Here is a 24,488-nt window from a genome sequence, read left to right as displayed (position 1 = left end):
TTATGAGTTTTTCTGTTATTAATATCAGGATGTTTTATAAAATCAATTTATCTCTACTCCTTTCATTTTGTAATAATAAAAAGAAAATTAGATCAACCCTTCAGCAGCAGCAAGAGCCACATCTATTCCAGCAGCATTTTTACCACCAGCCGTTGCAAAATGAGACTGGCCACCGCCACCACCTTGAATGTGTTTACCTAGTTCTCTAACTATTTTACCAGCGTCTAGTGATTTTTCTTCTACTAGATTCTTACTTAGAATTACCGTTAGAGTTGCTTTCTCTCCGTTTGCTGCTCCTATGATTAAGAAAAGATTTTCCATTTCTCTCTCAATATCAAAAACTAGCTCCTTAACAGACTTTGCATCTAGATCGGTTTTTGTAGCGATAAAGTTCACTCCATTAATGCTTTTTGCACTTGCTATTAAATCACCTTTTAGGTTTCCAGCTTTAGCTTTAAGAAGTTGCTCGATTTCTTTTTTCAAAGAAGCATTTTCATCTTGTAGCGCAGCAATAGATTCTGCTGGGTTTTTAGTAGGGTTCTTTAAAACGGCTTTAATTTCTTCAAAGCTTTTTGATTGCTCTGTAAAGAAATCTTTTACTGCGTCGCTAGTAATTGCCTCTATACGTCGTATTCCAGATGCAACAGCACTTTCACTAGTGATTTTAAAATGCCAGATGTCTCCAGTGTTTTTTACATGAGTACCACCACAAAGCTCGTTACTCTCACCGAATTTAATGGTACGAACTACGTCACCATATTTCTCGCCAAATAATCCTATAGCACCATCTTCCATTGCCTGGTCATATGTGTTATCGCGATTTTCTTCTAGAGATAATTGTTCTCTAATACGTGCGTTTACAAAGTTTTCTATTTCTACTAGTTCTTCTGCACTTACTTTAGAGAAGTGTGAGAAGTCAAATCTTAAACTAGCACTTCTTACCATAGAACCTTTTTGCTCTACATGAGTACCTAATATCTTACGCATCGCCTGGTGCAGTAGGTGAGTAGCTGTATGATTTGCAGCAGTACGTGCACGTTGCTTTGCATCTACCACTACTTTATGAGTACCACCTATTTCTTTAGGTAGGTTCTTAGTTAAATGTACGGTCTGGCCGTTTTCTTTTTTAGTATCTATGATGTAAACCGTGTCACCACTAGCACTTTCTAGATAACCTTTATCACCTGTCTGTCCACCACTTTCTCCATAAAACGGAGTCATGTTAAATACTATTTGGTATAACTCGCCATCTTTCTTACTCGTTACCTTACGGTATTGAGATATACGCACATCTGCCTCTAGTTTATCATAACCTATAAACTCTTGTGTATCGTCATCTACTAGAACAGTCCAGTCACTAGTTTCTGTCGCGCTAGCTTTACGAGAGTCGTCTTGTTGTTTTTTAAGAGCAATGGCAAATCCTTCTTCGTCCATTTCTAGACCTTGCTCGCTTAATATAAGACGCGTTAATTCTTTAGGGAACCCATAAGTATCATTAAGCTCAAATGCTTTTTTACCATCTAGAGTTTTAGAACCAGCAGACTTCATGCCCGAGATCATAGAATCTAGAAGAGTAAGTCCATTTTCTAGTGTTCTTAAAAAAGAAGCTTCTTCTTCTTTAATCACATTAAGTATTAAGTTCTTTTGAGATTTAAGCTCTGGGAACGCATCACCCATTTGCTTAGAAAGTGTATTTACTAACTGGTAAATAAATGGTTCTTTTTTACCTAGGTAAGTAAATCCATAACGTATCGCACGACGCAATATCATACGTATTACATAACCAGCACCATTGTTAGAAGGCAGTTGTCCGTCTGCAATAGAGAATGAAACAGCTCTCAAATGGTCTGCAATAACACGTATTGCGATATCTTCTTGAGTTGTTTTTCCATAAGTATGTCCAGTTATGGTTTCTATTTCTCTAATAAGAGGTGTAAAAACATCTGTATCATAATTAGACTGTACATTTTGTAATACCATAGCAAGACGCTCAAATCCCATACCGGTATCCACATGTTGGTTAGGTAGATTTTTAAGAGAACTGTCTGCCATGCGGTTGTATTGCATGAAAACTAGATTCCATATTTCTACCACCTGTGGGTGATCCATATTAACAAGAGTAGCGCCATCTACTGCTGCTTTTTCTTCTTTACTTCTTATGTCTACGTGTATTTCAGAACATGGTCCACAAGGTCCTTGTGCGCCCATTTCCCAAAAGTTATCTGCTTTATTTCCGTTAAGAATACGGTCTTCGTCTATGAGTTCTTTCCAGTAATCATAAGCTTCTGTATCACGTTCTAGGCCTTCACTTTTATCACCTTCAAAAATGGTTACATAAAGGCAGTCTTTATCGATACCATAAACTTCAGTCAGTAATTCCCACGCCCATGAAATCGCATCTTTCTTAAAGTAATCGCCAAAACTCCAGTTACCCAGCATCTCAAACATCGTGTGGTGATACGTATCTACACCTACTTCTTCTAGATCGTTATGTTTACCGCTTACTCTCAAGCATTTTTGAGAATCTGTAATACGGTTATTTTTAGGATCAGAATTTCCTAAGAAGTATTCTTTAAATTGATTCATACCAGCGTTAGTAAACATCAGGGTAGGATCATTTTTGATCACCATGGGTGCACTTGGAACGATTTGGTGTTTTTTGTTTTCAAAAAACTCAAGAAATGTTTGGCGTATTTGTTTTGACTTCATTCTGGCTATACTAGCGGTTAATTCAATTTTCTTATTTTTGCTATACGTGATAAAGTAGGTTATGATCTCGCTTTCGCGAAAGCGGAATAATTACTAACTTTTTTCTACTTATTTTTATCTCGTAGAGTGTCACAAAAATAGCATAATAAACCATATGTCAAAGGTCAAGTATTACTACGATTCTGAAACGCTTTCTTACCGTAAGGTAGAGACTAAGAAAAGGAGGTTTTTTTTCCGCAGCTTGCTGTTTTTAGTAGTGAGTTTTTGTTTCGGTTTGGGATGTTTTTTCTTTGCTGATGCTTTCTTAGAATCTCCAGAATTAAAAAAATCACGCGATAAAATAGAATATCTAAAGCTGCAACTAGATGATGTACAGGATGATGTGGTTAGACTGTCTACAGTTATTGAAAATATAGAAGATCGTGATAATAATATTTATCGCATTTACTTTGACGCAAACCCTATTCCTGCAGAGCAGCGTCAGGCAGGTTTTGGTGGGGTGAATCGTTATAAGGAATATGAGGGAGAACCTAGTGCAAAAAAGATAATTGCGTTAAGAGAATCTATAGATAGACTTAAAAAAAGAACAGCAATACAGTCACAATCGCTAGAAGAAATAGCAGTTCTAGCAGAAGATAAAGAGAAATTACTGGCATCTATACCTGCTATACAACCGGTGCGTAATCAAGATTTAACTCGTATGGCGAGTGGTTATGGTTACCGTACAGATCCTTTTAACAAGACTAGAAAATTTCACTTTGGTATGGATTTTACAGCGCCACGAGGGACACCAGTATTTGCAACAGGAGATGGTTTGGTAGAAAGAGCAGATGCTAATAGCTCTGGTTATGGAAACCATATAAGAATAGACCACGGTTTTGGTTATGTATCGCTTTATGCGCATTTAAGAAGGTCCAAACCTTATAATGTGCGTCCGGGACAAAAGGTGAAACGTGGTGATATTATAGGTTATGTAGGTAGTACCGGTAGGTCACAAGCGCCACATTTACATTATGAGGTCTTTAAAGACAAAGAACGTATTAACCCTATCAACTTTTATTATGGTAATCTAACACCAGATGAGTTCAATGCGTTGCTACAAAAATCGCAACAGGAAAATATTTCTCTAGATTAATATGAAAGTATATTTAAACACGTTATAAGCATATCATGCATATAGAACTTCCAGAAAAATTATACTACTCCATGGGAGAAGTAACCAAAGCATTTCAAGTAAATGCATCTTTGGTGCGTTTTTGGGAAAAAGAATTTGACGTTTTAAAGCCTAAAAAAAATTCAAGAGGTAATCGCAAGTTTTCTAAAACAGATATAGAAAACCTTAAAACCATCTATCATCTAGTAAAAGAAAAAGGTTTTACACTAGACGGTGCTCAAGATTATATGAAAAATCATAAAAATGAGCTTAATACCTTTGAAATAATAAGCAAACTAGAACATGTTAAAGCCGAGTTGCTTAAAATTAAAGCACAGTTATAATCTAGATTTACCAAAAATAATAAGCCTTATTTTTATTACAGTAAATTTGCGTTTTGTGATGACACTTAATTCCTCCCATTTTTAATGATCAAGTTTGAGAAACTGCCTTATCCGTTTATAATAGCAGGCCATATTCTGATCACGATCTTTATGATCGCTTTTCCATTTTTAATTAAGGTGTTTTTTTATGGAGCAATTATATATTTTATACTAAGACTATTTACGAGTGCAGATAAGAACATGGAGGTTATACTGGCCTGTTGTTATCTATCCTGCTTAGAGGTTTTCTTGCGTATGAATAGTGCGCTGTTTTTCTATGAGATGATTAAATATCTAGTGATAGCCTTTATGCTGGCTGGTATATTACTGCGCGGTTTTTCACTGAAATCGATTCCCTTTGTGTTCTACTTACTGCTGTTGGTCCCCAGTATCGTGGTTGCATCACAAAATATACCTATATCAGAGTCTTTAAGAAAAGCTGTAGCTTTTAATTTAAGTGGTCCGGTAACGCTAGGTATAGTCGCTATTTACTGTTTCCAGCGTAGAATAAGTACTGATAGACTAGACGAGATTTTAAAATTGAGTGTAGGGCCTATAGTCATGCTCATGTTTTATCTATTTGTGGTGACACCAGATATACGTGACGTGATTACAGATACGGCTTCTAACTTTGCAGCTTCTGGTGGTTATGGGCCTAATCAGGTCGCAACAGCATTAGGTATAGGTATGTTTATTTGCTTTGTACGTTTTTTACGTATTAAAAATATGTGGTATAATGTCATGGATATTACTCTATTATTAGGAATGACATATAGAGGTTGGGTTACCTTTTCACGTGGTGGAGTTATTACGGCATTCTTAATGATTATAGCCGTTATAGTGACCTTATTTATTTTAAAAAGATCTGAGTTTAGGATTTCATTTTTACCCAAGTTAGCGGTAATAGGTTTAGGGCTATTACTAGCATGGGGTTTTACTTCTCTTGTAACTAATGGTCTTATAGATAAACGATATGCAAATGAAGATGCGGCAGGAAGGGCTAAGTCTGATTTATCTACAGGAAGGGCAAAATTAATATCGATAGAAATTGAGGCTTTTTTAGAGAATCCTATTGCAGGTATAGGAGCAGGTCAGGTAAAATACTATAGGGCAAAAAAAGATGGTATTCTGGCCGCATCTCATAACGAGACCAGTAGATTACTTTCTGAGCATGGCAGTATAGGTATACTGTCTTTACTGGTTTTAATATTTACACCACTCATATTCCGGCTTTCACATAAAGGAAATATCTATTTTTATGCGTTCCTGATTTTCTGGATTGCTACTATTAATCACAGTGCGATGCGTATTGCAGCCCCTGCTTTTTTCTATGGATTATCACTACTTTATGTATTTAAACCTAAGGTTAAGAAAAAACAAAAAACTGAATTAGAATCTCCCATTATTGCAGTAGCTTAATGAAGAATATCCTCTACATAGGTAACAAACTAGCGCAACAAGGTGCAACAGCTACAACTATAGATACCTTAGGGCCATTGTTACAAAAAGAAGGTTATCAGGTTAGGTATGCCTCTTCTGTAAAAAACATAAGCAAACGCATGTTGCACATGATGCGCATGACCTACTTAAATAGAAAATGGGCAGACGTGGTGTTAATTGATACGTATAGTACTAAGAACTTTTGGTATGCAATCACTATCTCGCGTATTTGTAAGTCCTTGAATATTAAGTACATTCCTATATTACATGGAGGTAATTTACCTAGTAGGATAGAGAAAAATCCTAAAGCCATTAAACATTTTCTTGATAACGCTTATAAAGTAATAAGTCCAAGTGATTTTTTAAGTTCAGCATTTATAAATGCAGGGTTTAACAATATTATTAAGATCAATAACTTTATTGAAATAGAAAATTATCCTTTTACAGAAAGATCAATAACAGAGCCTAAATTACTTTGGGTACGTTCATTTGCCGAAATTTATAATCCGCAAATGGCAGTACTGGTTTTAAAAGAACTTAAAGAAAAATATCCCACAGCTAGTCTAACTATGGTTGGTCCAGATAAAGATGGTAGCCAAATGGCATGTAAAAGACTGGCTAATAGTCTAGATATAAAAGTGACTTTTACAGGATTATTATCTAAAAAACAATGGGTAGAATTAAGTAAATCACAGAACATATTTATCAATACGACGCATTTTGACAACTTACCGGTAAGTTTAATAGAAGCTATGGCATTAGGTTTACCTATCATATCCACTAATGTAGGTGGTATTTCTTATCTTATTGATAATGGAATTACTGGTAAATTAATTCCGGATAATGATGTTAATGCGATGGTGAAATCGGTAGATGAGTTGATAACAAGTCCGTTAGAGTGTGACACCATCATTAAAACAGCAAAAAAGTACGCTCATCAATTTTCATGGAGTGAAGTAAGTAAAGATTGGAGAGCATTGCTAGACGTATAAAAATGTATATTTACATGCTTAAAGCTTAACCAAAGTGTCAAAACCTATTCATTTTGAAATGTCTGAACGCAAAATACTGTTGCGTTTTATTGATGTTATAGTGGTTTTATGTGCTTTGTATTTATTAGGAATCATTTTTCAATTTGATTATTTTTTGATCAATGAGCGACAGTGGATGTGGTCTGTGATTCTCGCAGGTTATTTATTGTTTTTTGCTACAGTATTTGAAATGTATAACCTTCAAAGAGCCAGTCGTATTACTGGTACTCTAAGAAGTGCTGTAAGTACAGGATCGGTAACATCGTTAGTGTATTTACTGACACCGTTTTTTACACCGGTACTACCAGAAAATAGAATACAGATTTTATACTTCTATCTAGCAGTTACCTTACCATTGCTTTTATGGAGAGCTGTTTATATAAAATTATTTGCTAGTTCTAGATTTAACAAGAATATCATAATCATTGCAGACTCCAGTGATGCAGCATTGGTAGCTCAAACTTTGCAAGACGTAGATCCTAATTATAATATAAGCGGTTTTATAAATACAGGTCCAGCAATAGAGCAAGGTCATATAGTAGGAGTTAAATCTATAGGTATAAAAGATGCTCACGAGTTATTACATGATCAGTCCGTTACAGAGATAGTCGTGGCTAGTAATGAGGTAGAAGGAATAACTTCTAATCTTTATAAATGGCTTATTGAACTAGTAGAAAACGGCTATTCTGTTAGAGAATACACTCAAGTGTATGAAGAAATGACAGATAGAGTACCTGTACAATATGTAGGTAAAGATTTTTATAGGTACTTTCCATTTGCACGTAATAATCAAAATAGACTGTATTTAGTATATCATCGTTTATTTGATTTAGTAGCTTCTGTTTTAGGTATACTTATAGGTATAGCATTAGTTCCATTTGTTTTTTTAGGGAATTTAATAGGCAATAGAGGTCCTTTATTTTATACACAAGAAAGAGTAGGTCTTAATAGAAAACTATTCAAGATTATTAAATTCAGAACAATGGTTACCGATGCAGAAAAATCTGGAGCACAATTTGCTGTTGTGAATGACGCACGTATTACAAAGTTCGGTAAGTTTTTGAGAGCTACACGTATAGATGAATTTCCTCAATTTTTAAACATCCTGAAAGGGGATATGAGTGTTATAGGCCCTAGACCAGAAAGAGAGATATTTGTAGAACAACTGTCAGAAAAAATTCCTTTTTATGAAACGCGCCATGTCGTAAAACCAGGTTTAACAGGTTGGGCACAGGTAAAGACTAAATATGGTGTTACTGACGAAGATCACTTAAGAAAACTGCAGTACGATCTATTTTATATCAAAAAACGCAGTGTGTTTTTAGATATAAGAATAATAGTAAAAACACTAAGTACAGTAATCTTCTTTAAAGGTCAGTAGTTATTTTCGCTTCATTTTTCCTCTTCTAAAAATACTGAAGAGAAGTACAAACAATCCCATTACTGTGGCTATTCTAGCAATATAATCTCCATGAGTGGTGTAAAATGTGAGCTCTGTTTTAGGGAGTAACGTTCCTTTTAAAATACCTTGCTTTTCATAACCTAGTGATTGTTTAATAGCACCACGATCATCTATTATAGCGCTTATACCTGTGTTTGCACTACGTGCTATCCATCTTCTATTCTCGATAGCTCGCAATCTAGCCAGACTTAAATGTTGTTTGTGTCCTTGTGTATCATTCCACCAGGCATCATTAGTAATAATGGCTAAAATTTGTGCGCCATTTTTCACATAATCAGTTACGTAATCTCCATAAACAGACTCGTAGCATATTACCGGAGCGATCACGGTAGAATCGATAGCCGTAAATACAGTTCTATCTTCTTGAGTAGTCTTAGTAGAAACGGTACCGCCTAAATCTAGCATAGCGTCACCTAAAATAGGTTGCAGTATACTCTTGTAGGGGAAATTTTCAACACCTACGACTAGTTTTGATTTATTATACAATCCTAAAGAGCCACTAGCAGATAGAAACATAGCGCTATTGTAACTGTTGTAAAGCGTTCTCCCATCTCTAAATAAATTAGTCTGACCGGTCGCTCTACGTTTATCTGTAAACACTTCATCTATAGAAATACCACCTAGATAATTGGTATTAGGGTAATCGTATAATTCTTGTCTTACGGAAAGTACTGTAGGGTGGAATTTAAGTTGAGTGAGGTTATTCAGCCGTACGTCATCTGCTAGTACGGTTTCTGGTGTAATAATTAGATCGGTAAACTGGTCCATTTCTGGTTTTGCCAGACTCATGATAGTTTGAATAATACTATCGTTAGTGAGGTAATATTTCTCCTGATATGGATCAATATTAGGTTGTACGATCACGACATTTGTACCATCACCTTTTTGAAAAGGTATGCTATCTATGACTAGGGCCTGTGAAATAAGTATAGGAACTATGACTATAGCTGTAAGTACTAGAGAGCGTTTGATAATGAATTTGCGCTTTGTGGTAAGTCCGCTTTCGCGAAAGCGTAACAGAGCAATAAAAATAAATATATTAACCAGCCATATCCATAAAGAACCGCCAAAGGTACCAGTATACTCATACCACTGAATCCAAGAGGTAGTCTCGCTAAAACCGTTACCTAAATTGAGCCAAGGCCATGAAAAATCCCAGTCCAAATGCAATCTCTCAAAACTGATCCATAAACAGGCGAGAAAGGTAAGTGCTGCGCCTTGTGTTGCTTTTCTAGCTAGGTAATGATAACCTAAGAAAACCAGACTCATTAACGCTGTATTTACTAAAACAGCAAACCACATACCAAATGGCGTGGAGAAATACAACCAGTATGTTGTTGCGATATTCCAAATGAAAAAAGTAAGATAGGAGTGTAAGAATACTTTTCCAGCGATTTTTTTACCATCGCTTAAACGCAATTTACGTTCTGAAATAAGTAATGGCACAAATGCGACAAATAATAGCCCTGCAAACCCATAAGTAGGCCATCCTAACCATAATAGAATTCCTGATAAAATGGCTAGTAATATGCTGGTAAGTTTCATGTATAAATTAATCTGTTGCTAAGTTAAGGTCTTTGCATATAATTAAAAATCGAATAGGAAGTTAATCTCTTACTTACTGAAAACAGATAGGTCGATATTGACTGAAAAGACATTAGAATACAACGCCTCGCTAGAATCTCCTATATCGGTAAGTGCATAGTCTACTGCGATTCCTTTGTACTTAAAACCTATACCTATATTAGGTTGAAAGGTGACACTGTCGTTACCGTCTAGTTGTTGCACGTTTTGAAAATTACCTACTCCTGCACGCACAAATACTAAGTCGGTAAATCCATATTCTAGACCTAGCGCTGGTGTAGCACTTACGGCACTGCTAGAAATAATATCATTAGTTTGTATAAATCGCATGTTCAGATCAACCTCGGCAGTAAGAACGTGGTCGTAGTGAAATGTAAATGTTCTCGCTAGACCTAGCTGTAATTTAGGTAATGTAATCTCGGTAGTTTCTGGTAATTCCTGATTCTGATTTTCTACAGCACCGCTTATTTCGGCAAACTTCTCTTCATCAATAGCCCATGTGTTGTAGGTAGTTGTAATGTCGCGTGCCATAAAACCTACCTGCCAGTCGCCACGTTTAAATTGTAACCCTACATCAAATCCAAAACCCCATGAGCTTGCAAATTCACCTATGACACGGCGTATAACTTTGGCATTTGCGCCATAAGAAAAACCATCTAGTTTTGACTCTCTAGCATAGGAGAATGTAAAAGCCCAGTCTGCGGTAGAAAAGGTAGAAATACGATCGTAGTTTATATTTCCTTGATCGTCTATAAGCTGTGTGGTATTTAAAATGTCATCTACAGAAAATCGTATAACAGAAAAGCCAAAAGCACTTTGATCGTCTATAGGCATGGCATATGCTCCATAATTAAATTGAGCAATGTTAGCAAAGTAGCTCGAGTGCATTAAGGATAGTTCTTGCTCTTCCATTCTTATTAATCCAGCAGGATTCCAGTAAACAGAATTTACATTATCTGTACTAGCCACGACAGCATTACTCATTCCTAGAGCTGCGGCATCTACTCCTATATTTAAAAATTCGTTAGAATAGGCTCTAGATGTCTGCGCTTGGGCACATACAGAGCATAAAGCAAATAGTAAAAAGTAATAATTTTTCAAGTACAAATTTTAGTAAGTCACAAATATCTTAGTTTCTGAGTTAATAACTATGATAATCTGTGGATATTGCCTCAAAAGTAGGCAAAACACATCAGTAAAAAACTGCATATTTGTATCATGAAGAATTGGGTACCTAATATTATTACATTATTGAATCTGCTTTGTGGATGTATAGGAGCTATTTATGCGTTTAATGACCAGCTTATTCTGGCTGGGATTTTTGTAGCAGCTGGAATATTTTTTGACTTTTTTGATGGTCTTGCCGCGAGATTGCTCCACGTTTCTAGCGAGCTAGGTAAACAACTGGACTCTCTTGCAGATATGGTTACTAGTGGTCTTGTACCAGGAATAGTCATGTATCAAATGTTGAGCGATGCTGTAGGATATAACCTGACAAATACGATAACAAGTTTTGAGGCACCATCACCAGAGCAGTGGTATGCACATCCATTTGTGCCAGTAATAGGTTTTTTAATCACTTTAGGTAGTTGTTACCGACTGGCCAAATTCAATATAGATACCAGACAGACTGATTCTTTTATAGGAGTACCGACACCGGCAAATGCGATTTTGATTATTTCATTAGGTATTATCGCACAAGATTATAACGCTGGCTGGGTTACAGAGGCGCTGACTAATCCTTATGTATTAACCATTATCACTCTTTTCAGTGTTTATATTCTTAATGCAGAATTGCCTCTATTTGCTTTAAAGTTTAAAAGCTTCGGCTGGAAAGGAAATGAAATACGCTGGATTTTTATCGCTTTGTGTATTACATTGATAGCAACGCTTCAAATTTATGCAGTGCCTTGCATTATTGTCATTTATATTTTGATGAGTGTGGTGAATAATGTGATGAGTAAGAAGAAGGCAAATCAATAATCAATCTATTCCTAAGTCAGCATTTATTGAGTGATGCATTTCAATCTCGTTAATTGGTATTCCGATATTTCTATTTATTAAACCGCAAATGGTTCTTTCTATCTCATATAGATTGGAGATAGAATTGAAATTAATAAGACTTTCAAAATTTATAGAAATAATCCAATCCACTAATTGATTTAAAGTCCCAGATGTTATAGGTTGATTGCGTTTAATAGTTTTAAAGCCGAAAATTTTTACGTGTGTATCTAGATTTGGATCTATGTCATTATCGGATAATGCTGGTAGAAATAATTCGAGGGAAAACTGTAAACGTGTCCAAAGGTCATGCAAGTGAGATGTTATAAATAAATCTTTAATAAGAATATTACCATCCAATGGAGAACATGAAATCCCCAATTGATTTAGACATTTTATAAGCCTTAAAAAAACATTTTCTTTGATTGACTCTTCATTTATTGTAGCGATATTAATTTTATCAAATACGGAATTTACAAATTCTTGTACTGTATTTATTCTTTCACTTTCCTGGTTCGGTATTTCAATCTTAAATTTTCTCTCAACAGTAACTAATAATTCAACAGAATCTAGGCCCATACTTAAATATTAGATTTTTCAAACAAATGATTTCTACTCAAAAATCTTCTTCTTTCTCAATTCAAAATTCTGTCCTAAATAAACTCTACGTACCACTTCATCTTCAGCAAGTTCTTCTGGAGAACCGTGTTTTAGTATTTTACCTTCAAACATTAAGTACGTGCGGTCAGTAATAGCGAGCGTTTCTTGCACGTTATGGTCAGTAATAAGAATACCTATGTTTTTCTTAGTCAGTTGTGCAACTATTCTCTGTATGTCTTCTACCGCAACTGGATCTACACCTGCAAACGGCTCATCTAGTAATATAAAAGTAGGGTCTGTTGCTAGCGCGCGAGCTATTTCTGTACGGCGTCGCTCACCACCACTTAATAAATCACCATTTCTATTGCGACGGTCTTGCAAACTAAATTCTTCTAGAAGTTTTTCACAACGTTCTTTTTGTTCTTTCTTAGAAAGGTCAGTCAGTTGTAATACACCTAGTATATTTTCTTCTACGGTTAATTTTCTAAAGATAGAAGCCTCTTGTGCTAGATAACCTATACCATTTTGCGCACGTTTGTACATAGGGTATTGTGTGATTTTTTTATCGTCCAGCCACACGTCACCACCAGTAGGTTTTACCAGTCCTACTGTCATGTAAAAAGAAGTGGTTTTACCAGCACCGTTAGGTCCTAATAATCCTACTATTTCTCCTTGATTCACTTCATAAGACACGCCCTTAACTACCGGACGACCTTTATAGGATTTCTGTAAATTATCAGCTCTTAGTTTCTTTCGCATGGAACAAATTTAGTTTTTTCAATTCTATATAGTGAATTCTATATTCAGAATTTATTAGATTGCATCATTAAATAAGGTAAAGCTGGTTTTAAAAGAGATTAATCGATACTAAAACGATATTTTTACCTAATAAAAACAACTAATGGAACTTCCTAGATTTCTTATGGGCGATAACGTTCATTATCCTGAAGATATTTTTGTCATTCACCTAGATTACCCAAGATTTATCATCAACCTTAAAGATGATGAGGTAGAGTTTCTAGAAGAGGTGACTAAAGAAGATGCTGAGGAGCTAGAAGAAGAAACTAAAAATCTTATCGAAGAAGCGAGCAGATTCTATGATGAGCAAATGGAACTTTACGAAAAGTAAATGGAAGATATCAAACAATTAGACTGGGACGCGACACTTTTTCTTAACGACTGGGGTAATGATGCTGTAGATTTATTCTTCAACGTTATCACCCATAAGCTGTACGCGATTCCTTTATATCTCTTTGTTTTATATATTTTATATAAGAAACTGGGTACACGCAATCTAGTTATTGCATTAATAGCTATAGCGTTACTAATAACCTGTAGCGATCAACTAGCTAGTTTCTTTAAAGACAGCATGGAAAGATTCCGCCCTTTTAGAGAGCCAGCATTAGAAGGACTTATTTCTAAAGTAGGTAAGAGTGGCGGTACTTATGGGTTTTATAGTGGTCATGCCAGCAGCGCCGTTGCGCTAGCCACATTCTTGTGGTTTCTATTAAAGAGAAAACATAAAACGATAGGTATAGTTATGATCGTCTGGTCAGTATTAGTAGCCTATAGCCGTGTCTACCTAGGGGTTCACTATTTAGGAGATGTGCTTATGGGCGCTTTTATGGGGCTTATTTTAGGTTTAATTTTTGTCTGGTTTTACGCTTTCGCGAAAGCGAGATACGGAATATCTACAACGATAATTTAAAAATAGATGAAAAAGGAATTTCATTTTGAAGTCCATACCCAATGGCAAAAAAATCAATTTGTTAATCCTAAAACTCATACTTCTACAATTGATGGAAAGGAGAGTATAAACGTCAGCGCCGCTAGAGAATTTAAAGGCGAGCCAGATAAACGTAATCCAGAAGATTTACTACTTAGCGCACTTTCTTCCTGTCATATGATGTCTTACTTCTATGTATGCCAGCAGGAAGGGATAGAAATTATGGGCTATAAAGACACAGCAAATGGAATACTCGAGTTACATCCTGATGCTAGTGGCGGTTTTAAAACAGTCCAGTTAAATCCTGTAGTTACTATTAAAAATAGCGATCAAAAATCTCTAGCGATAAGCTTGCATGAAAAAGCACACCAACTTTGTTTTATTGCAAATTCTATTAATTTTAAGATTAAAATAACTGTTAAGATTAATATTTTATAATTTATTTAAGAATTAATTAAACCTTTATGTATTTTGTAAGTCTAATTGTTTAATGACGTACGGGAAGTACCTCTTTCACTTAAAATTATTGACTATGAAATTACTTTCAAAAAAATTAATGTTGAACCTACTAGTACTAGGGTTAACTTCAGGAGCTCTATTAACTTCATGTGGGTCTGACGACGATGCGTCATCAGGCACTCCTACAGATGATGACGGTGGTGTTGCCACTACAGAATTACACGCTGCCTTTACAGACTTTGATTCTAATAATGTGACAGCGATGGTAAGTGGTTCTAATTTTGTTATAGAAACTAACGGTTTGCCTAATCATACTTCTCCATACTGGTCTAATACAAACACACGTTCTTTAACAGGTCCAGATGGAAACGTGGTAGTAACTGGGCCAGCGGCTACAGATCACGTATTATATGTAGACCCTACTGTAACTAGTGAGGCAGAAATGGCACCTGGTAATATTGACGATTTTAATGGTTCTTACACATTAACGGTTCCTGCATCTCCAGCGTTAGCTTCTAGTTCATCTGCTACAGGATTAGGTGCTATAGGAATTGCTGTAAGTGGTTCTGTTATTTATAATGATGAAGAAGGTCCTAATGTACCTCTTGATAATGCAGTAGGTTCTCTAGATTATACAGCTGCACACACAGGTCCACAGAGTTATCATTACCATTTAGAACCTAAGGCTTTTTCTGATGATGATGATGCATTGATAGGTATTATATCTGATGGTTTCTTTATCTACGGTAGAAAATGTAACTCTACAGGTACATATCCTACAGATCTTGATGCGTCTGGCGGTCATACATCTACAACGCAGCACGCAACTACTGCAGAGTATCATTACCACATTCAAAACGAGTTATATTTAAGTCAGTATTACATCATATTCCCAGGAGATTATCAAGGTACAGCAAATAACATACAGTAGTATATTCTTATTTATTATCGCTTTAACGATAGGTTGTAAAAATGATTCTCAAATGGAGAATTCAATACAGCTGGTAGAAGTGGATAAAAAGGAATTGACTTTAAAACCTAATGAAGGGCTTCTTCTTATTAATGAGCAGCCCTTTACAGGATATGCAGTGCAACATTATAATAATGATTTCATGGCAGAGAAGATCGCCTACCTTAATGGTAAACGTAATGGAATTTATAAAAAGTGGTTTGAAACAGGGTTGCTCAGTTTTGAATCTAATTATAAAGACGGTTTACAAGATGGAACCACTAGATCGTGGTGGAGCAATGGGAATTTAAGATCTGTAGCTTTATTTGAAAATGGTATAGCACAAGGTAAACAGACTCAATATTACAAGTCTGGTTCTATTTTTAAAGAAATGAATCTACTTAATGGACGTGAAGATGGTATGCAAACCGCTTATCGCGAAAACGGAAAAATCTACAATAATTATGAAGCAAAAAATGGCAGAATCTTTGGTCTTAAAAGAGCAACTCTTTGCTTTAACCTCGAGAACCAGTCTGTGGTGTCTGATACTTTGTAGTGTTTTATTTATTTCTAGTTGTAAAACAGAACCTGAAAAAACAACGACATTAAGAATACAAAAAAATGAAAGTAGAGTAGAGGCACTGCCATATTATGGTGAGGCTAGTTTTACTCCACAATGGTTTTCTAGTGATAGCGATTCTCTAAAAGATTTTCATAAAATTCCTGATTTTGAGTTGACTAATCAAAATGGGGAAATCGTTACTAATAAGACCTTTGATAATAAAATCTATATCACAGATTTCTTTTTTACAGTATGTCCAGGTATATGTCCTAAAATGGCCGAAAATATGACTCTTATTCAAGAGGAGTTTTTACAAAGTGAAGATGTCATGTTACTTTCTCATTCTGTAACTCCAGATTTTGATACGCCAGAGGTTTTACAAAAATATGCGGAAAGAAAAAAGGTGAATCCTAATAAATGGCATCTTGTTACTGGTGATAAAGAAGTCATTTATAATCTAGGAAGAAATGAATACTTTGTAGAAGAAGATCTGGGAGAAATAAAAAGTAATGATGATTTTTTACATACAGAGAACTTTATTCTAGTAGATAAAAACCGACATATACGAGGTATTTATAATGGTCTAAATACCACATCTATAAACCATCTTATAGCAGATGTAAAGACGTTGCAAAACGAATAATAATATTATTTTGATTATAAAAACCATCTTTAAAAACAGGATTTGAATCTCGTTTTTAAAGATGGATTTTTAGATTTTAATAAAACTTCAAAGCTGTTTTTGTCATGTGTCTAGGTATATCAAAGGCATCTACTAACTGCTGACTTTCTTCTTTTAACTCTTTACAAAGCTTTGCAACAAGCTTATTTATGGCCAACGACTTTGATCCTGATATGTAATCATGTTCTAAGTACCAGCCTTTATTTTTCTCAATTAGGTGTAAAGCATATAGGTTTTTAAGTGATGTGAGTACTTCTTTAACACTATCGTCCTTTTGTTCATCGATAGTAACAATAAATCGTTCTAGAACAACTCGATCTATATAGGCGCTCGCCATATCAATTAAATGTACTTGAACATCTAGGAAGGCGTCATAACTATCCATTCCATTTTTAATTTTCTTATTTAATCGCATAGCAAGTGTGCGTAATGAGAATTCTTCTCGATACGTAAAGGCATCGATCTGAAAATCGTCGCTTAATAAATGATCTTCAGACGTGTCTCTAGTCACGAGAGGATTCAACTCACTCAAATTAGTGGAAGCAATACTAGATATATATTTGAGAGTATCCCACCAGTCCATTTTACCAAATTGCTTTTTAAAATAGGTCAAACGACTTTTAGCTGTTAGTTGTAACAACACGGTATTATCTCCTTCAAATGTGGTAAATATGTCTGTATCTGCTTTAAGTAGATCAAAATACATTTCACTTAAATAGCCTTTTCCTCCACAAGATTCTCTACATATCTGTATAGTTTCTGTAGTGTTCCATGTGCTCAGTGCTTTTAATCCTGCTGCAAGTGCTTCTACTTGCTGGCTATCTGCTTCTTTATTATTTGAATAATCATTTAATAAGAAATCATGAGCAAAGTCATAAGCAAAGACATTTGCAATTAACGGCATCAATTTCTTTTGATGTGTAGGATAATCCATAACAGATTGCTCTTCTTTCCCTGGTGGTCCGAATTGTTTGCGTTCTAGTGCAAAATAAACAGCCATATTCAAAGCTTTTTTTGCAGCAGATTGTCCTGCAATAGGGACACAAAGTCTACCACCCACTAGAGTTCCTAGCATGGTAAAGAAACGTTTTGAAGAACTGCTTATAGGGCTGTTGTATTTACCGTCTTCGTCCACATCACCAAATTTATTCAGCAAATTTTCTTTTGGAATTTTTACAGAGTTGAAATGTAATGTACCATTATCCACACCATTTAATCCCATCTTATGACCATTATCACCTATTGTAATATTATCTAAGGTATTTCCTTTACTATCTCTAATAGGCACTAAAAAGGCATGAATACCGTGCTCTTCTTCATTCACTATAAGTTGAGCAAACACGGTTGCCATTTGAGCATGCATGCCAGCATTACCTATGTATGTTTTTCTATCGTATTGTGATGGAGTATTAATGATAAAGGTCTTATCATCTGGTTGATAAATAGCTGTGGTCTGTAATGCTTTTACATTACTACCATGGTGCATTTCAGTCATGGCAAAACAACCTGGTAATGCCATCGTACCTATATCTTTTAAATACTTATCATGATGGATTTTAGTACCTAAAGATTCTACACTACCACCGAATAATCCAAAATGAACTCCAAACTTGATTGTTAGACTCAAATCATACTTAGATACCTCTTCAAAAACAGCAGCGTATTTTGGCATAGAACCAGATCCACCATAAGCTGGCGGATAGGCTAGGTTTCCTAAACCTGCGTTTGCTAGTTCTTTACACCATTTTAGTACTTTTTCTTTGCGCGTTTTTAAATCGTCGTCATAACTTTCTATAGCTTCTTTATGAGGGTCAAGAATACTTTGGACTCTAGATTTAATGTCCGGATAACCATGTTGTAAAAGAGCTTTTAAAGGTTTAGAATATGCCTTTTCAGATAAGTTTTCTGTAGGTAAGTATGTTGAGGTGACAGGATCGTTTTCATAAACAGATCGCAGTGCTTCACGACTTACTATTCCCAGATAATCTTCTATTAAATGGAGCGATTCTTTAGTTTCATCATTTACCCAATCCTCTGTGTCTTCCTTCTTTGCAAGTTGTGCACCAATGGAAAATAAATCTGATTTTTCAGATGGATTTAAAAGATCTGCATTTTGTTTTATGTAGTTTTTCCAATAAGCCAGTACTCTAGCAGATGGTGGATTTTGAGGATTCAACCATTTACAAACCATATCTTTGGTTTCTGGTTTTATGGTTTTGTTCTCATTAATCTTTTTATTGATAAAATTTATTTCGGTCTCTTCCAGAACACCATCAGCCCAGGCGATATATAATAAAGGTAAGAATGGTAATAAGGGATCTTGTATGGAAACTGACATGCTTTTTATTTTAAATGATCAATGCGATTTAAGAATGATAAAAGATACTTTAAAAATTAATTATGAACCAATATTTAACGTATTCTATGAATTGAGTTCTTTTCTCACCTATGGAAAGGATCTTATAAGTATCAAGAATACCAGATGCTCCTCGCCTTAGTCCCTGATAATTTACTTGAGCAAATTTCTGGGATGTGCGAGGACAGATTGGCCTCGCGGCAGCAGCCGTGATGCAATCAGGAGTGGTTGAAGGATGCTTGTATAAAGAAAAGCTTAGATTTAATTACCAACACCATATCAACCTATCCGACCAAAACTCGCTACCGCTTGTTTTGTCCTCCTTTCCTTAAATTAGAAAATGAGCTGTTAGAATAAATAGTGAATTTGGAAATGAACTATTTGTACCCCAACATCTCATCAACTGTATTTGCGGTCACACTGTGATAGTTGCCTCTAGCGGTTTTGTAAATTTCTAGGGCTTCGTCTATTCTGTCCGCTTTCGCGAAAGCGTTAAAAAGAGTAGTAACATACCAACGTCTTCCTACTGTATTCAAGAATTCTGAAATTTTAGAATCAACTTTATTACCATCATAACCGTTTAAAATAGACTGTTCAAACCATACCATACTGATATATGAATTGCTAGAGTTGGTAAAATCAAAGGTGTCGTCCAGTTGTTTCATTTGCTCTAAAGTTATTCCTGGAGGAAAATTGCGTACAAAATGCACCCATTCTTGTGGTGTCCAGTTTTGTGTTACGGCAGTGTCTATTTTATTTGTTTCTAAGAACTGCTCTAGTGTAATTTCTACATTAGAAAACGCATCAGACTCTATGATTGCTGCATTTTCTGGCACACCAGGCTGGTAAATCCATTCCTCAGTATTGAAAGTAACGTTGTTTTTCTCCAGTAAATTTTCGTTGAGGTAGGTGATAAAGTCTTCTGTATTTGTAGTGGAGAATGCATTTTTCTTAAAATATGCTTTTAAGAATGCATCCATTTTTTCACGGCCTACTTTTTCTTCTAAAGTTCTTAAAAATAAATACCCTTTATCATAAGCGATGCTGTTCATACCATCATCTGGATTGCGGCCTTTTAGATCTAGTTTTAACTTTGTGTCATTAGGTGACTCGCTCAATGCTTCTAACTCATCTTCAAGATCTTGACGACCTATTAATGCAAGCATATTAGCTCGGTCCTTACCGTAAAGCGCTTCCATAATTCTAGTTTCAAAATAAACGGTAAAACCTTCATTGAGCCAGAAGTCGTTCCAAGTGGCGTTGGTCACCAAATTACCGGACCACGAATGCGCCAACTCATGCGCCACCAGCGATGTCAAACTTTTATCGCCTGCAATAACCGTAGGAGTCGCAAAGGTCAATCGCGGATTTTCCATACCACCGAAAGGAAAACTAGGTGGCAACACGATCACATCAAACTGTTCCCAATCATAAGCACCGTATAAATTCTCTGCTGCAACAACCATTTTTTCCATATCAGAAAACTCTTCGTGTACTTTGTCTAGCATGGATTTCTCCGCATAAACACCAGTACGTTTGCTTATCGCTTTGTATTCAATATCACCAACGGCAAGAGCGATGAGGTATGCCGGAATAGGTTGTTCCATTTTGAATTTGTAAACGCCATCTGCTATTTTCTCCTTAGGATTCTCAGCACTCATAACTGCCATAAGTTCTTTAGGAACTTTTACAGTCGCATCATAAGTAATACGTATTTGCGGACTGTCCTGAATAGGTATCCACGTTCTAGTTAAAATCGCTTGTCCTTGTGTGAATAAAAACGGATTCGTCTTATCTGCTGTTTGTTGAGCGTTGAGCCATTGTAAGGCTTCTGTTTTTGCCGTGGTAGAGTAGGTGACAGCAATTTGTTTAGTGTCTTCTTTAATAACAACGGTTAACGGTTGCCCTAATGATTCATCAAAATCACCTAATTCAAACTCAGTTTCTTCACCATTTTGAGTAACACTTTCAATTTCTAAGAATTTACTGTCTAGAATGATTTGCTCACTACCGTTATTTACAATATCATAAGTAGCGGTACCACTAATAACTTGCGTCTCAAAATCTACATTGATGTCTAAATCTAGATGAGTAATTACCGCATCATTAGGTTGTGCGTAGGAATGGGATTCTTCTAGATAGGTTTTTGCTTCCTTGATGACTTCTATGGATTGTTTTTTATCTTGACAGCTGGTGAGAATAGATATACTTATTATGGCTAGTAGGAAAAGGTTTTTCATTTGAAGTGATTTTATAACGACTAAATTAAGGAAAGAAGAGTTAGTTGTTTCTTTTATATTTCTACACGCATTTCGACTAAGTTAGGTTTAAAGCCTGCTTTAAGATATGCGTTTTTTGCTATGGAGTTTTCATCATAGACTTCTAAACGTACTTCTGTCAGGTTTCTATCTTTAGCCCATTCAATAAGTTGTTTTACCACTTTTTGATTAACACCTTGATTGCGAAATTCAGGCTTTACATACATAAAACCTAAATAAGCATATTCACTGTGTTTTTGGTAAGGTTGGCCTTTTAGAATTTTAGCATAACCAGAACCTACTATTTCGTCATTAACGGTTGCCACTAATACTTCAGCATCATTACTTTTTATAAGTTCTATAAGGTTATAATAATGAATCTCTCCTTCCTTTAATGTATTATCATAGGGTCTTTCAGCGACTATAATTCCTTCTTCAAAACTTAATAGAGTTTCAATTTCTGTTTCTAGAGCTGCACGTATATCTATTACCATTTAGTTAAATGTTTAGGTTATTATTTTTACATATCAAAGGTAGGTAGTATTTGAGAATGGTTTTTACGCGTAATCTGGTTTTCCTAAAAGTAATATGCGATTCTAAATTTCCAGCAATTCTCCAGCAGCATCAAAAGGACTTTTCACTTTATTCAAAACCTCTTTTTCTAGAACTACTAGTTTTGCGATCACTTCTGGTTGGTTGTAGAAGTTGGTTTTAATGGCGTCTTCTATGGTCTGATGGAACCAGTAGAGTTCTTGTGCGTTGCGTTTTTTGGTAAAGCTTTGGTTATCGGTTGCGTGTGCTTTGTAGTTGTTGATTTCTTCTATGACTTCTGTTATTCCAACGCTATTTAAACCACTACAAGTCAATACTTGTGTAGGCCAGCCGTGATCTTTGCTAGGCATTAAATGTACCGCATTTTTGAATTCGCGTCTAGCGTGTTTTGCGGCTAGTTGGTTATCGCCATCGGCTTTGTTGATGATTATGGCGTCTGCCATTTCCATGATGCCGCGTTTGATGCCTTGTAAGTCGTCTCCAGCGCCTGCCAGTTTTAGGAGTAAAAAGAAATCGGTCATGGAGTGGACTGCGGTCTCGCTTTGTCCTACACCTACGGTTTCTACTATGATAAAGTCGTATCCTGCGGCCTCACATAAGATGATCGCCTCACGTGTTTTGCGTGCCACGCCGCCTAATGTGGTACCGGCTGGACTCGGTCTGATAAAGGCTTGGTCACTTTTAACCAGTTCTTCCATTCTAGTTTTATCGCCTAGAATACTGCCTCGTGAGATGTTACTGGATGGATCTATGGCGAGCACGGCTACTTTCTTGCCGTGTTCTATGAGCTGTCTTCCTAGCGATTCTATAAAGGTAGATTTTCCCACACCTGGCACACCGGTAATTCCTAATCTAAAGGAGTTTCCTGAGTAGGGTAGAGCTTGCTTAATTATTGCTTTCGCGAAAGCGGAATCACTACCAGCTGTACTCTCCACTAGAGTTATCGCACGACTCAATGCGCTTACCTGTCCTGAATGTAGGTCGTTAAAAAGGCGATTCACATTTACCGCTTCTTTCTTACGTTTTAAATTAGGATTGATATGAGGATTTTGAGACAAGTCGGTGGTGTTTAAAGGCTGATTGATTAACAAATTTAAGTGAAGTTATAAAATTAAATGACGCACTTTAAAATTTCTATACAATACTTATAGGCACTTGAATATTACAGCGTAAATTCTTACGATAAAATCCACCATTTTAAATAATATATGACTTTAACGGCCGTTAAAATTGTGGTCTTATTATTCATAATTGATGAGGCCAATTTATAAAGTACATTTTTATGAATGATCAATTAATTGAAATAGTAAAAGAGTATTGTAAAAACCTTATCGAGAATAGTCATTGTAAAAACTATTCTTTTCATAACTGGTTGCATACTCGCAATGTCGCTCTTGCTTGCTCTCTAATTGCACAGCAAGAAGAAATGGATAACACCTCTAGAGAGTTACTGATTATTGCTGCCTATTTTCATGATACAGGTAACGCGATAACTATAGAAGGTCACGAAGAGTTGAGTTGCACATTTGCCGAGAGATTTCTCAAAAAGCATGATTATCCAGAAGATAAAATCCTTACCATAAAGAATTTAATTAAAGTGACTAAACTACCGCAGACTCCTCAAAATCACCTAGAAAAAATCATGTGTGATTCTGATTTAAGTCATTTAGGTAGTGTAAATTTTATGGATTTAAACAGCAGTTTACGTGCAGAGTGGCAGCACACGATGTCTTTAGATTTTACAGATAAAGAATGGTTAGATTTAAATCTGTCCTTTCTAGAAAATCATCATTTCTATACCCATTATGCACAGTCACAGTTTACTCCTAAATTGGCTTGTAATATTTCTAAGTTGAAAGAAAAATTTGCTTGATCTAAGTAATTAGATTTTACAGATTTAAAAGAGTTTTTTAGATTCCGCTTTCGCGAAAGCGAGATCACAACCATCCTTTTCTTCATAAGAGTTGTGTTATTAATTTTTAGTAAAACTTAAAGCTATTTTGCCACCTATAAATGCCATAGGAATGTAAGCAATTATTATATCTAGCGCAGTAAACCATAGCGGTCCAGGCAACATAATGTTTATGGCAATACCACCCAATAAGAACAAAACACCAATGGCTAGAGCAAATTTCATTTTATGATTTGCCGCGATAAGTGCTGCAATGATAGCACCTACCAGCGTGCCTAGTGCGTGTGCTAGAAATGGAAATGTAAAATATTGAGCATCTAGAGTAGGCATAACTTGTGCAAAAGCCTCCATGTCGTTAGGATCTAAACCTTCTATAGGGTAGATGCTGTGACCTAAAGTAATGAAGCCCATGTTTACGGCACTACCTGTTAGCCAGCCAGCGATAACGGCTATTATATTCTTGAAAAGAGGTTTCATATTAATTGGTTTCAGGATTTAAAAATAGCTCTTTTCTTCTTTATGGTTTATGATTCATTTCAAACATCGCGTCGATCCTTTCCGACCAAAACTCGCTACCGCTCATTTTGCCCACCTTTCCTTGTCTAAGGAAAGGAGCTTTTGAGTATCTTGAGTTTCAATGGCTCCTCGCCTTAGTCCCGGATAATTTGC

At 35.7% G+C, this 24,488-nt stretch carries 23 protein-coding genes; 13 read left to right on the top strand and 10 right to left on the bottom strand.

All coding sequences use genetic code 11. The annotated features are described in order from the left end of the window. Positions 1 to 87: 87 nt before the first annotated feature. Positions 88 to 2,709: an alanine--tRNA ligase gene (gene alaS, locus LY01_RS13875; protein ID WP_104516617.1), complete on the bottom strand. Its 2,622-nt coding sequence runs from the start codon at positions 2,707 to 2,709 to the stop codon at positions 88 to 90. A 154-nt stretch (positions 2,710 to 2,863) separates the two neighbouring features. Here alaS and LY01_RS13870 point away from each other — a divergent pair, with 154 nt between their 5' ends. From LY01_RS13870 to LY01_RS13850, 5 genes are all read left to right on the top strand, one after another. Continuing rightward, positions 2,864 to 3,844, top strand: coding sequence for a M23 family metallopeptidase (locus LY01_RS13870; protein ID WP_104516616.1), 981 nt, complete (start codon positions 2,864 to 2,866; stop codon positions 3,842 to 3,844). Positions 3,845 to 3,879: 35 nt separating this feature from the next. Then, complete coding sequence (locus tag LY01_RS13865; protein ID WP_104516615.1) at positions 3,880 to 4,206, top strand: MerR family transcriptional regulator; 327 nt, start codon at positions 3,880 to 3,882, stop codon at positions 4,204 to 4,206. A gap of 84 nt (positions 4,207 to 4,290) precedes the next feature. Continuing rightward, positions 4,291 to 5,664: an O-antigen ligase family protein gene (locus LY01_RS13860; RefSeq protein WP_104516614.1), complete on the top strand. Its 1,374-nt coding sequence runs from the start codon at positions 4,291 to 4,293 to the stop codon at positions 5,662 to 5,664. After that, complete coding sequence (locus tag LY01_RS13855) at positions 5,664 to 6,677, top strand: glycosyltransferase family 4 protein (RefSeq protein WP_104516613.1); 1,014 nt, start codon at positions 5,664 to 5,666, stop codon at positions 6,675 to 6,677. The genes LY01_RS13860 and LY01_RS13855 overlap by 1 nt, the downstream gene beginning before the upstream one ends. A gap of 58 nt (positions 6,678 to 6,735) precedes the next feature. Then, on the top strand, positions 6,736 to 8,097 hold the full coding sequence (locus LY01_RS13850; RefSeq protein ID WP_104516612.1) for a sugar transferase: 1,362 nt from the start codon (positions 6,736 to 6,738) through the stop codon (positions 8,095 to 8,097). Here the strand turns inward: LY01_RS13850 and lnt are convergent, their stop codons facing one another. Together lnt and LY01_RS13840 are read right to left on the bottom strand one after the other, a co-directional pair. Beyond that, positions 8,098 to 9,723 carry an apolipoprotein N-acyltransferase gene (lnt, locus tag LY01_RS13845; RefSeq protein ID WP_104516611.1) on the bottom strand — a complete coding sequence of 542 codons (1,626 nt, stop codon included), beginning with the start codon at positions 9,721 to 9,723 and terminating at the stop codon, positions 8,098 to 8,100. 69 nt (positions 9,724 to 9,792) lie between these two features. Beyond that, positions 9,793 to 10,863, bottom strand: a complete 1,071-nt coding sequence (locus LY01_RS13840) for a putative type IX sorting system protein PorV2 (protein WP_104516610.1) — start codon at positions 10,861 to 10,863, stop codon at positions 9,793 to 9,795. 117 nt (positions 10,864 to 10,980) lie between these two features. Here LY01_RS13840 and LY01_RS13835 point away from each other — a divergent pair, with 117 nt between their 5' ends. Beyond that, complete coding sequence (locus tag LY01_RS13835) at positions 10,981 to 11,745, top strand: CDP-alcohol phosphatidyltransferase family protein (RefSeq protein ID WP_104516609.1); 765 nt, start codon at positions 10,981 to 10,983, stop codon at positions 11,743 to 11,745. On the opposite strand, the gene LY01_RS13830 is transcribed toward LY01_RS13835, so the two are convergent. Together LY01_RS13830 and lptB are read right to left on the bottom strand one after the other, a co-directional pair. Continuing rightward, positions 11,746 to 12,342: an acyl carrier protein gene (locus LY01_RS13830; protein WP_104516608.1), complete on the bottom strand. Its 597-nt coding sequence runs from the start codon at positions 12,340 to 12,342 to the stop codon at positions 11,746 to 11,748. 33 nt (positions 12,343 to 12,375) lie between these two features. Then, the gene (gene lptB / locus LY01_RS13825; protein WP_104516607.1) at positions 12,376 to 13,122 is read right to left on the bottom strand and encodes an LPS export ABC transporter ATP-binding protein; all 747 of its coding nucleotides are present in this window, start codon (positions 13,120 to 13,122) and stop codon (positions 12,376 to 12,378) included. 142 nt (positions 13,123 to 13,264) lie between these two features. On the opposite strand from lptB, the gene LY01_RS13820 reads away from it, so the two are divergent. The 6 genes from LY01_RS13820 to LY01_RS13795 all read left to right on the top strand — a co-directional run bounded on the left by LY01_RS13820 (position 13,265) and on the right by LY01_RS13795 (position 16,702). Beyond that, positions 13,265 to 13,492, top strand: coding sequence for a hypothetical protein (locus tag LY01_RS13820; RefSeq protein ID WP_104516606.1), 228 nt, complete (start codon positions 13,265 to 13,267; stop codon positions 13,490 to 13,492). Beyond that, positions 13,493 to 14,071, top strand: a complete 579-nt coding sequence (locus LY01_RS13815) for a phosphatase PAP2 family protein (protein WP_104516605.1) — start codon at positions 13,493 to 13,495, stop codon at positions 14,069 to 14,071. It begins immediately after the preceding gene. A gap of 6 nt (positions 14,072 to 14,077) precedes the next feature. Continuing rightward, on the top strand, positions 14,078 to 14,527 hold the full coding sequence (locus tag LY01_RS13810; RefSeq protein WP_104516604.1) for an OsmC family protein: 450 nt from the start codon (positions 14,078 to 14,080) through the stop codon (positions 14,525 to 14,527). A 94-nt stretch (positions 14,528 to 14,621) separates the two neighbouring features. After that, positions 14,622 to 15,479 carry a YHYH protein gene (locus LY01_RS13805; protein ID WP_104516603.1) on the top strand — a complete coding sequence of 286 codons (858 nt, stop codon included), beginning with the start codon at positions 14,622 to 14,624 and terminating at the stop codon, positions 15,477 to 15,479. Positions 15,480 to 15,531: 52 nt separating this feature from the next. After that, a complete protein-coding gene (locus tag LY01_RS13800; protein WP_104516602.1) occupies positions 15,532 to 16,053 on the top strand; it encodes a toxin-antitoxin system YwqK family antitoxin in 522 nt (173 codons plus the stop codon). Next, positions 15,962 to 16,702 (top strand): SCO family protein, encoded by a 741-nt coding sequence (locus LY01_RS13795; RefSeq protein ID WP_245890750.1) that lies wholly within the window; start codon positions 15,962 to 15,964, stop codon positions 16,700 to 16,702. Before LY01_RS13800 ends, LY01_RS13795 begins: the two co-directional genes overlap by 92 nt. A gap of 76 nt (positions 16,703 to 16,778) precedes the next feature. Here the strand turns inward: LY01_RS13795 and LY01_RS13790 are convergent, their stop codons facing one another. From LY01_RS13790 to meaB, 4 genes are all read right to left on the bottom strand, one after another. Continuing rightward, a complete protein-coding gene (locus LY01_RS13790) occupies positions 16,779 to 19,079 on the bottom strand; it encodes an acyl-CoA dehydrogenase family protein (RefSeq protein WP_104516600.1) in 2,301 nt (766 codons plus the stop codon). Positions 19,080 to 19,474: 395 nt separating this feature from the next. Further along, the gene (locus LY01_RS13785; RefSeq protein ID WP_104516599.1) at positions 19,475 to 21,337 is read right to left on the bottom strand and encodes a M1 family metallopeptidase; all 1,863 of its coding nucleotides are present in this window, start codon (positions 21,335 to 21,337) and stop codon (positions 19,475 to 19,477) included. Positions 21,338 to 21,390: 53 nt separating this feature from the next. Beyond that, entirely contained in the window at positions 21,391 to 21,849 is a 459-nt protein-coding gene (locus LY01_RS13780) for a GNAT family N-acetyltransferase (protein WP_104516598.1), read from the bottom strand. A gap of 102 nt (positions 21,850 to 21,951) precedes the next feature. Further along, the gene (gene meaB, locus LY01_RS13775; protein ID WP_104516711.1) at positions 21,952 to 22,965 is read right to left on the bottom strand and encodes a methylmalonyl Co-A mutase-associated GTPase MeaB; all 1,014 of its coding nucleotides are present in this window, start codon (positions 22,963 to 22,965) and stop codon (positions 21,952 to 21,954) included. A gap of 224 nt (positions 22,966 to 23,189) precedes the next feature. Between meaB and LY01_RS13770 the strand changes: the two genes are divergently transcribed. Beyond that, complete coding sequence (locus LY01_RS13770; protein ID WP_104516597.1) at positions 23,190 to 23,780, top strand: HD domain-containing protein; 591 nt, start codon at positions 23,190 to 23,192, stop codon at positions 23,778 to 23,780. A 99-nt stretch (positions 23,781 to 23,879) separates the two neighbouring features. Here the strand turns inward: LY01_RS13770 and LY01_RS13765 are convergent, their stop codons facing one another. Then, the gene (locus LY01_RS13765) at positions 23,880 to 24,296 is read right to left on the bottom strand and encodes a hypothetical protein (RefSeq protein WP_104516596.1); all 417 of its coding nucleotides are present in this window, start codon (positions 24,294 to 24,296) and stop codon (positions 23,880 to 23,882) included. Positions 24,297 to 24,488 lie beyond the last annotated feature (192 nt).

The organism is Nonlabens xylanidelens, assembly GCF_002934445.1.
Classification (GTDB): Bacteria; Bacteroidota; Bacteroidia; order Flavobacteriales; family Flavobacteriaceae; genus Nonlabens; species Nonlabens xylanidelens.
The sequence above is the reverse complement of the archived record's forward strand: the minus strand, read 5'-3'. Positions and strand labels throughout refer to the sequence as shown.

Excerpts from the sequence above, each read along its gene's own strand:
- alaS (WP_104516617.1), bottom strand. The coding sequence starts at position 2,709 with ATGAAGTCAAAACAAATACGCCAAACATTTCTTGAGTTTTTTGAAAAC.
- LY01_RS13870 (WP_104516616.1), top strand. The coding sequence starts at position 2,864 with ATGTCAAAGGTCAAGTATTACTACGATTCTGAAACGCTTTCTTACCGT.
- LY01_RS13865 (WP_104516615.1), top strand. The coding sequence starts at position 3,880 with ATGCATATAGAACTTCCAGAAAAATTATACTACTCCATGGGAGAAGTA.
- LY01_RS13860 (WP_104516614.1), top strand. The coding sequence starts at position 4,291 with ATGATCAAGTTTGAGAAACTGCCTTATCCGTTTATAATAGCAGGCCAT.
- LY01_RS13855 (WP_104516613.1), top strand. The coding sequence starts at position 5,664 with ATGAAGAATATCCTCTACATAGGTAACAAACTAGCGCAACAAGGTGCA.
- LY01_RS13850 (WP_104516612.1), top strand. The coding sequence starts at position 6,736 with ATGTCTGAACGCAAAATACTGTTGCGTTTTATTGATGTTATAGTGGTT.
- lnt (WP_104516611.1), bottom strand. The coding sequence starts at position 9,723 with ATGAAACTTACCAGCATATTACTAGCCATTTTATCAGGAATTCTATTA.
- LY01_RS13835 (WP_104516609.1), top strand. The coding sequence starts at position 10,981 with ATGAAGAATTGGGTACCTAATATTATTACATTATTGAATCTGCTTTGT.
- LY01_RS13830 (WP_104516608.1), bottom strand. The coding sequence starts at position 12,342 with ATGGGCCTAGATTCTGTTGAATTATTAGTTACTGTTGAGAGAAAATTT.
- lptB (WP_104516607.1), bottom strand. The coding sequence starts at position 13,122 with ATGCGAAAGAAACTAAGAGCTGATAATTTACAGAAATCCTATAAAGGT.
- LY01_RS13820 (WP_104516606.1), top strand. The coding sequence starts at position 13,265 with ATGGAACTTCCTAGATTTCTTATGGGCGATAACGTTCATTATCCTGAA.
- LY01_RS13815 (WP_104516605.1), top strand. The coding sequence starts at position 13,493 with ATGGAAGATATCAAACAATTAGACTGGGACGCGACACTTTTTCTTAAC.
- LY01_RS13810 (WP_104516604.1), top strand. The coding sequence starts at position 14,078 with ATGAAAAAGGAATTTCATTTTGAAGTCCATACCCAATGGCAAAAAAAT.
- LY01_RS13805 (WP_104516603.1), top strand. The coding sequence starts at position 14,622 with ATGAAATTACTTTCAAAAAAATTAATGTTGAACCTACTAGTACTAGGG.
- LY01_RS13800 (WP_104516602.1), top strand. The coding sequence starts at position 15,532 with ATGGAGAATTCAATACAGCTGGTAGAAGTGGATAAAAAGGAATTGACT.
- LY01_RS13795 (WP_245890750.1), top strand. The coding sequence starts at position 15,962 with ATGAAGCAAAAAATGGCAGAATCTTTGGTCTTAAAAGAGCAACTCTTT.
- LY01_RS13790 (WP_104516600.1), bottom strand. The coding sequence starts at position 19,079 with ATGTCAGTTTCCATACAAGATCCCTTATTACCATTCTTACCTTTATTA.
- LY01_RS13785 (WP_104516599.1), bottom strand. The coding sequence starts at position 21,337 with ATGAAAAACCTTTTCCTACTAGCCATAATAAGTATATCTATTCTCACC.
- LY01_RS13780 (WP_104516598.1), bottom strand. The coding sequence starts at position 21,849 with ATGGTAATAGATATACGTGCAGCTCTAGAAACAGAAATTGAAACTCTA.
- LY01_RS13770 (WP_104516597.1), top strand. The coding sequence starts at position 23,190 with ATGAATGATCAATTAATTGAAATAGTAAAAGAGTATTGTAAAAACCTT.
- LY01_RS13765 (WP_104516596.1), bottom strand. The coding sequence starts at position 24,296 with ATGAAACCTCTTTTCAAGAATATAATAGCCGTTATCGCTGGCTGGCTA.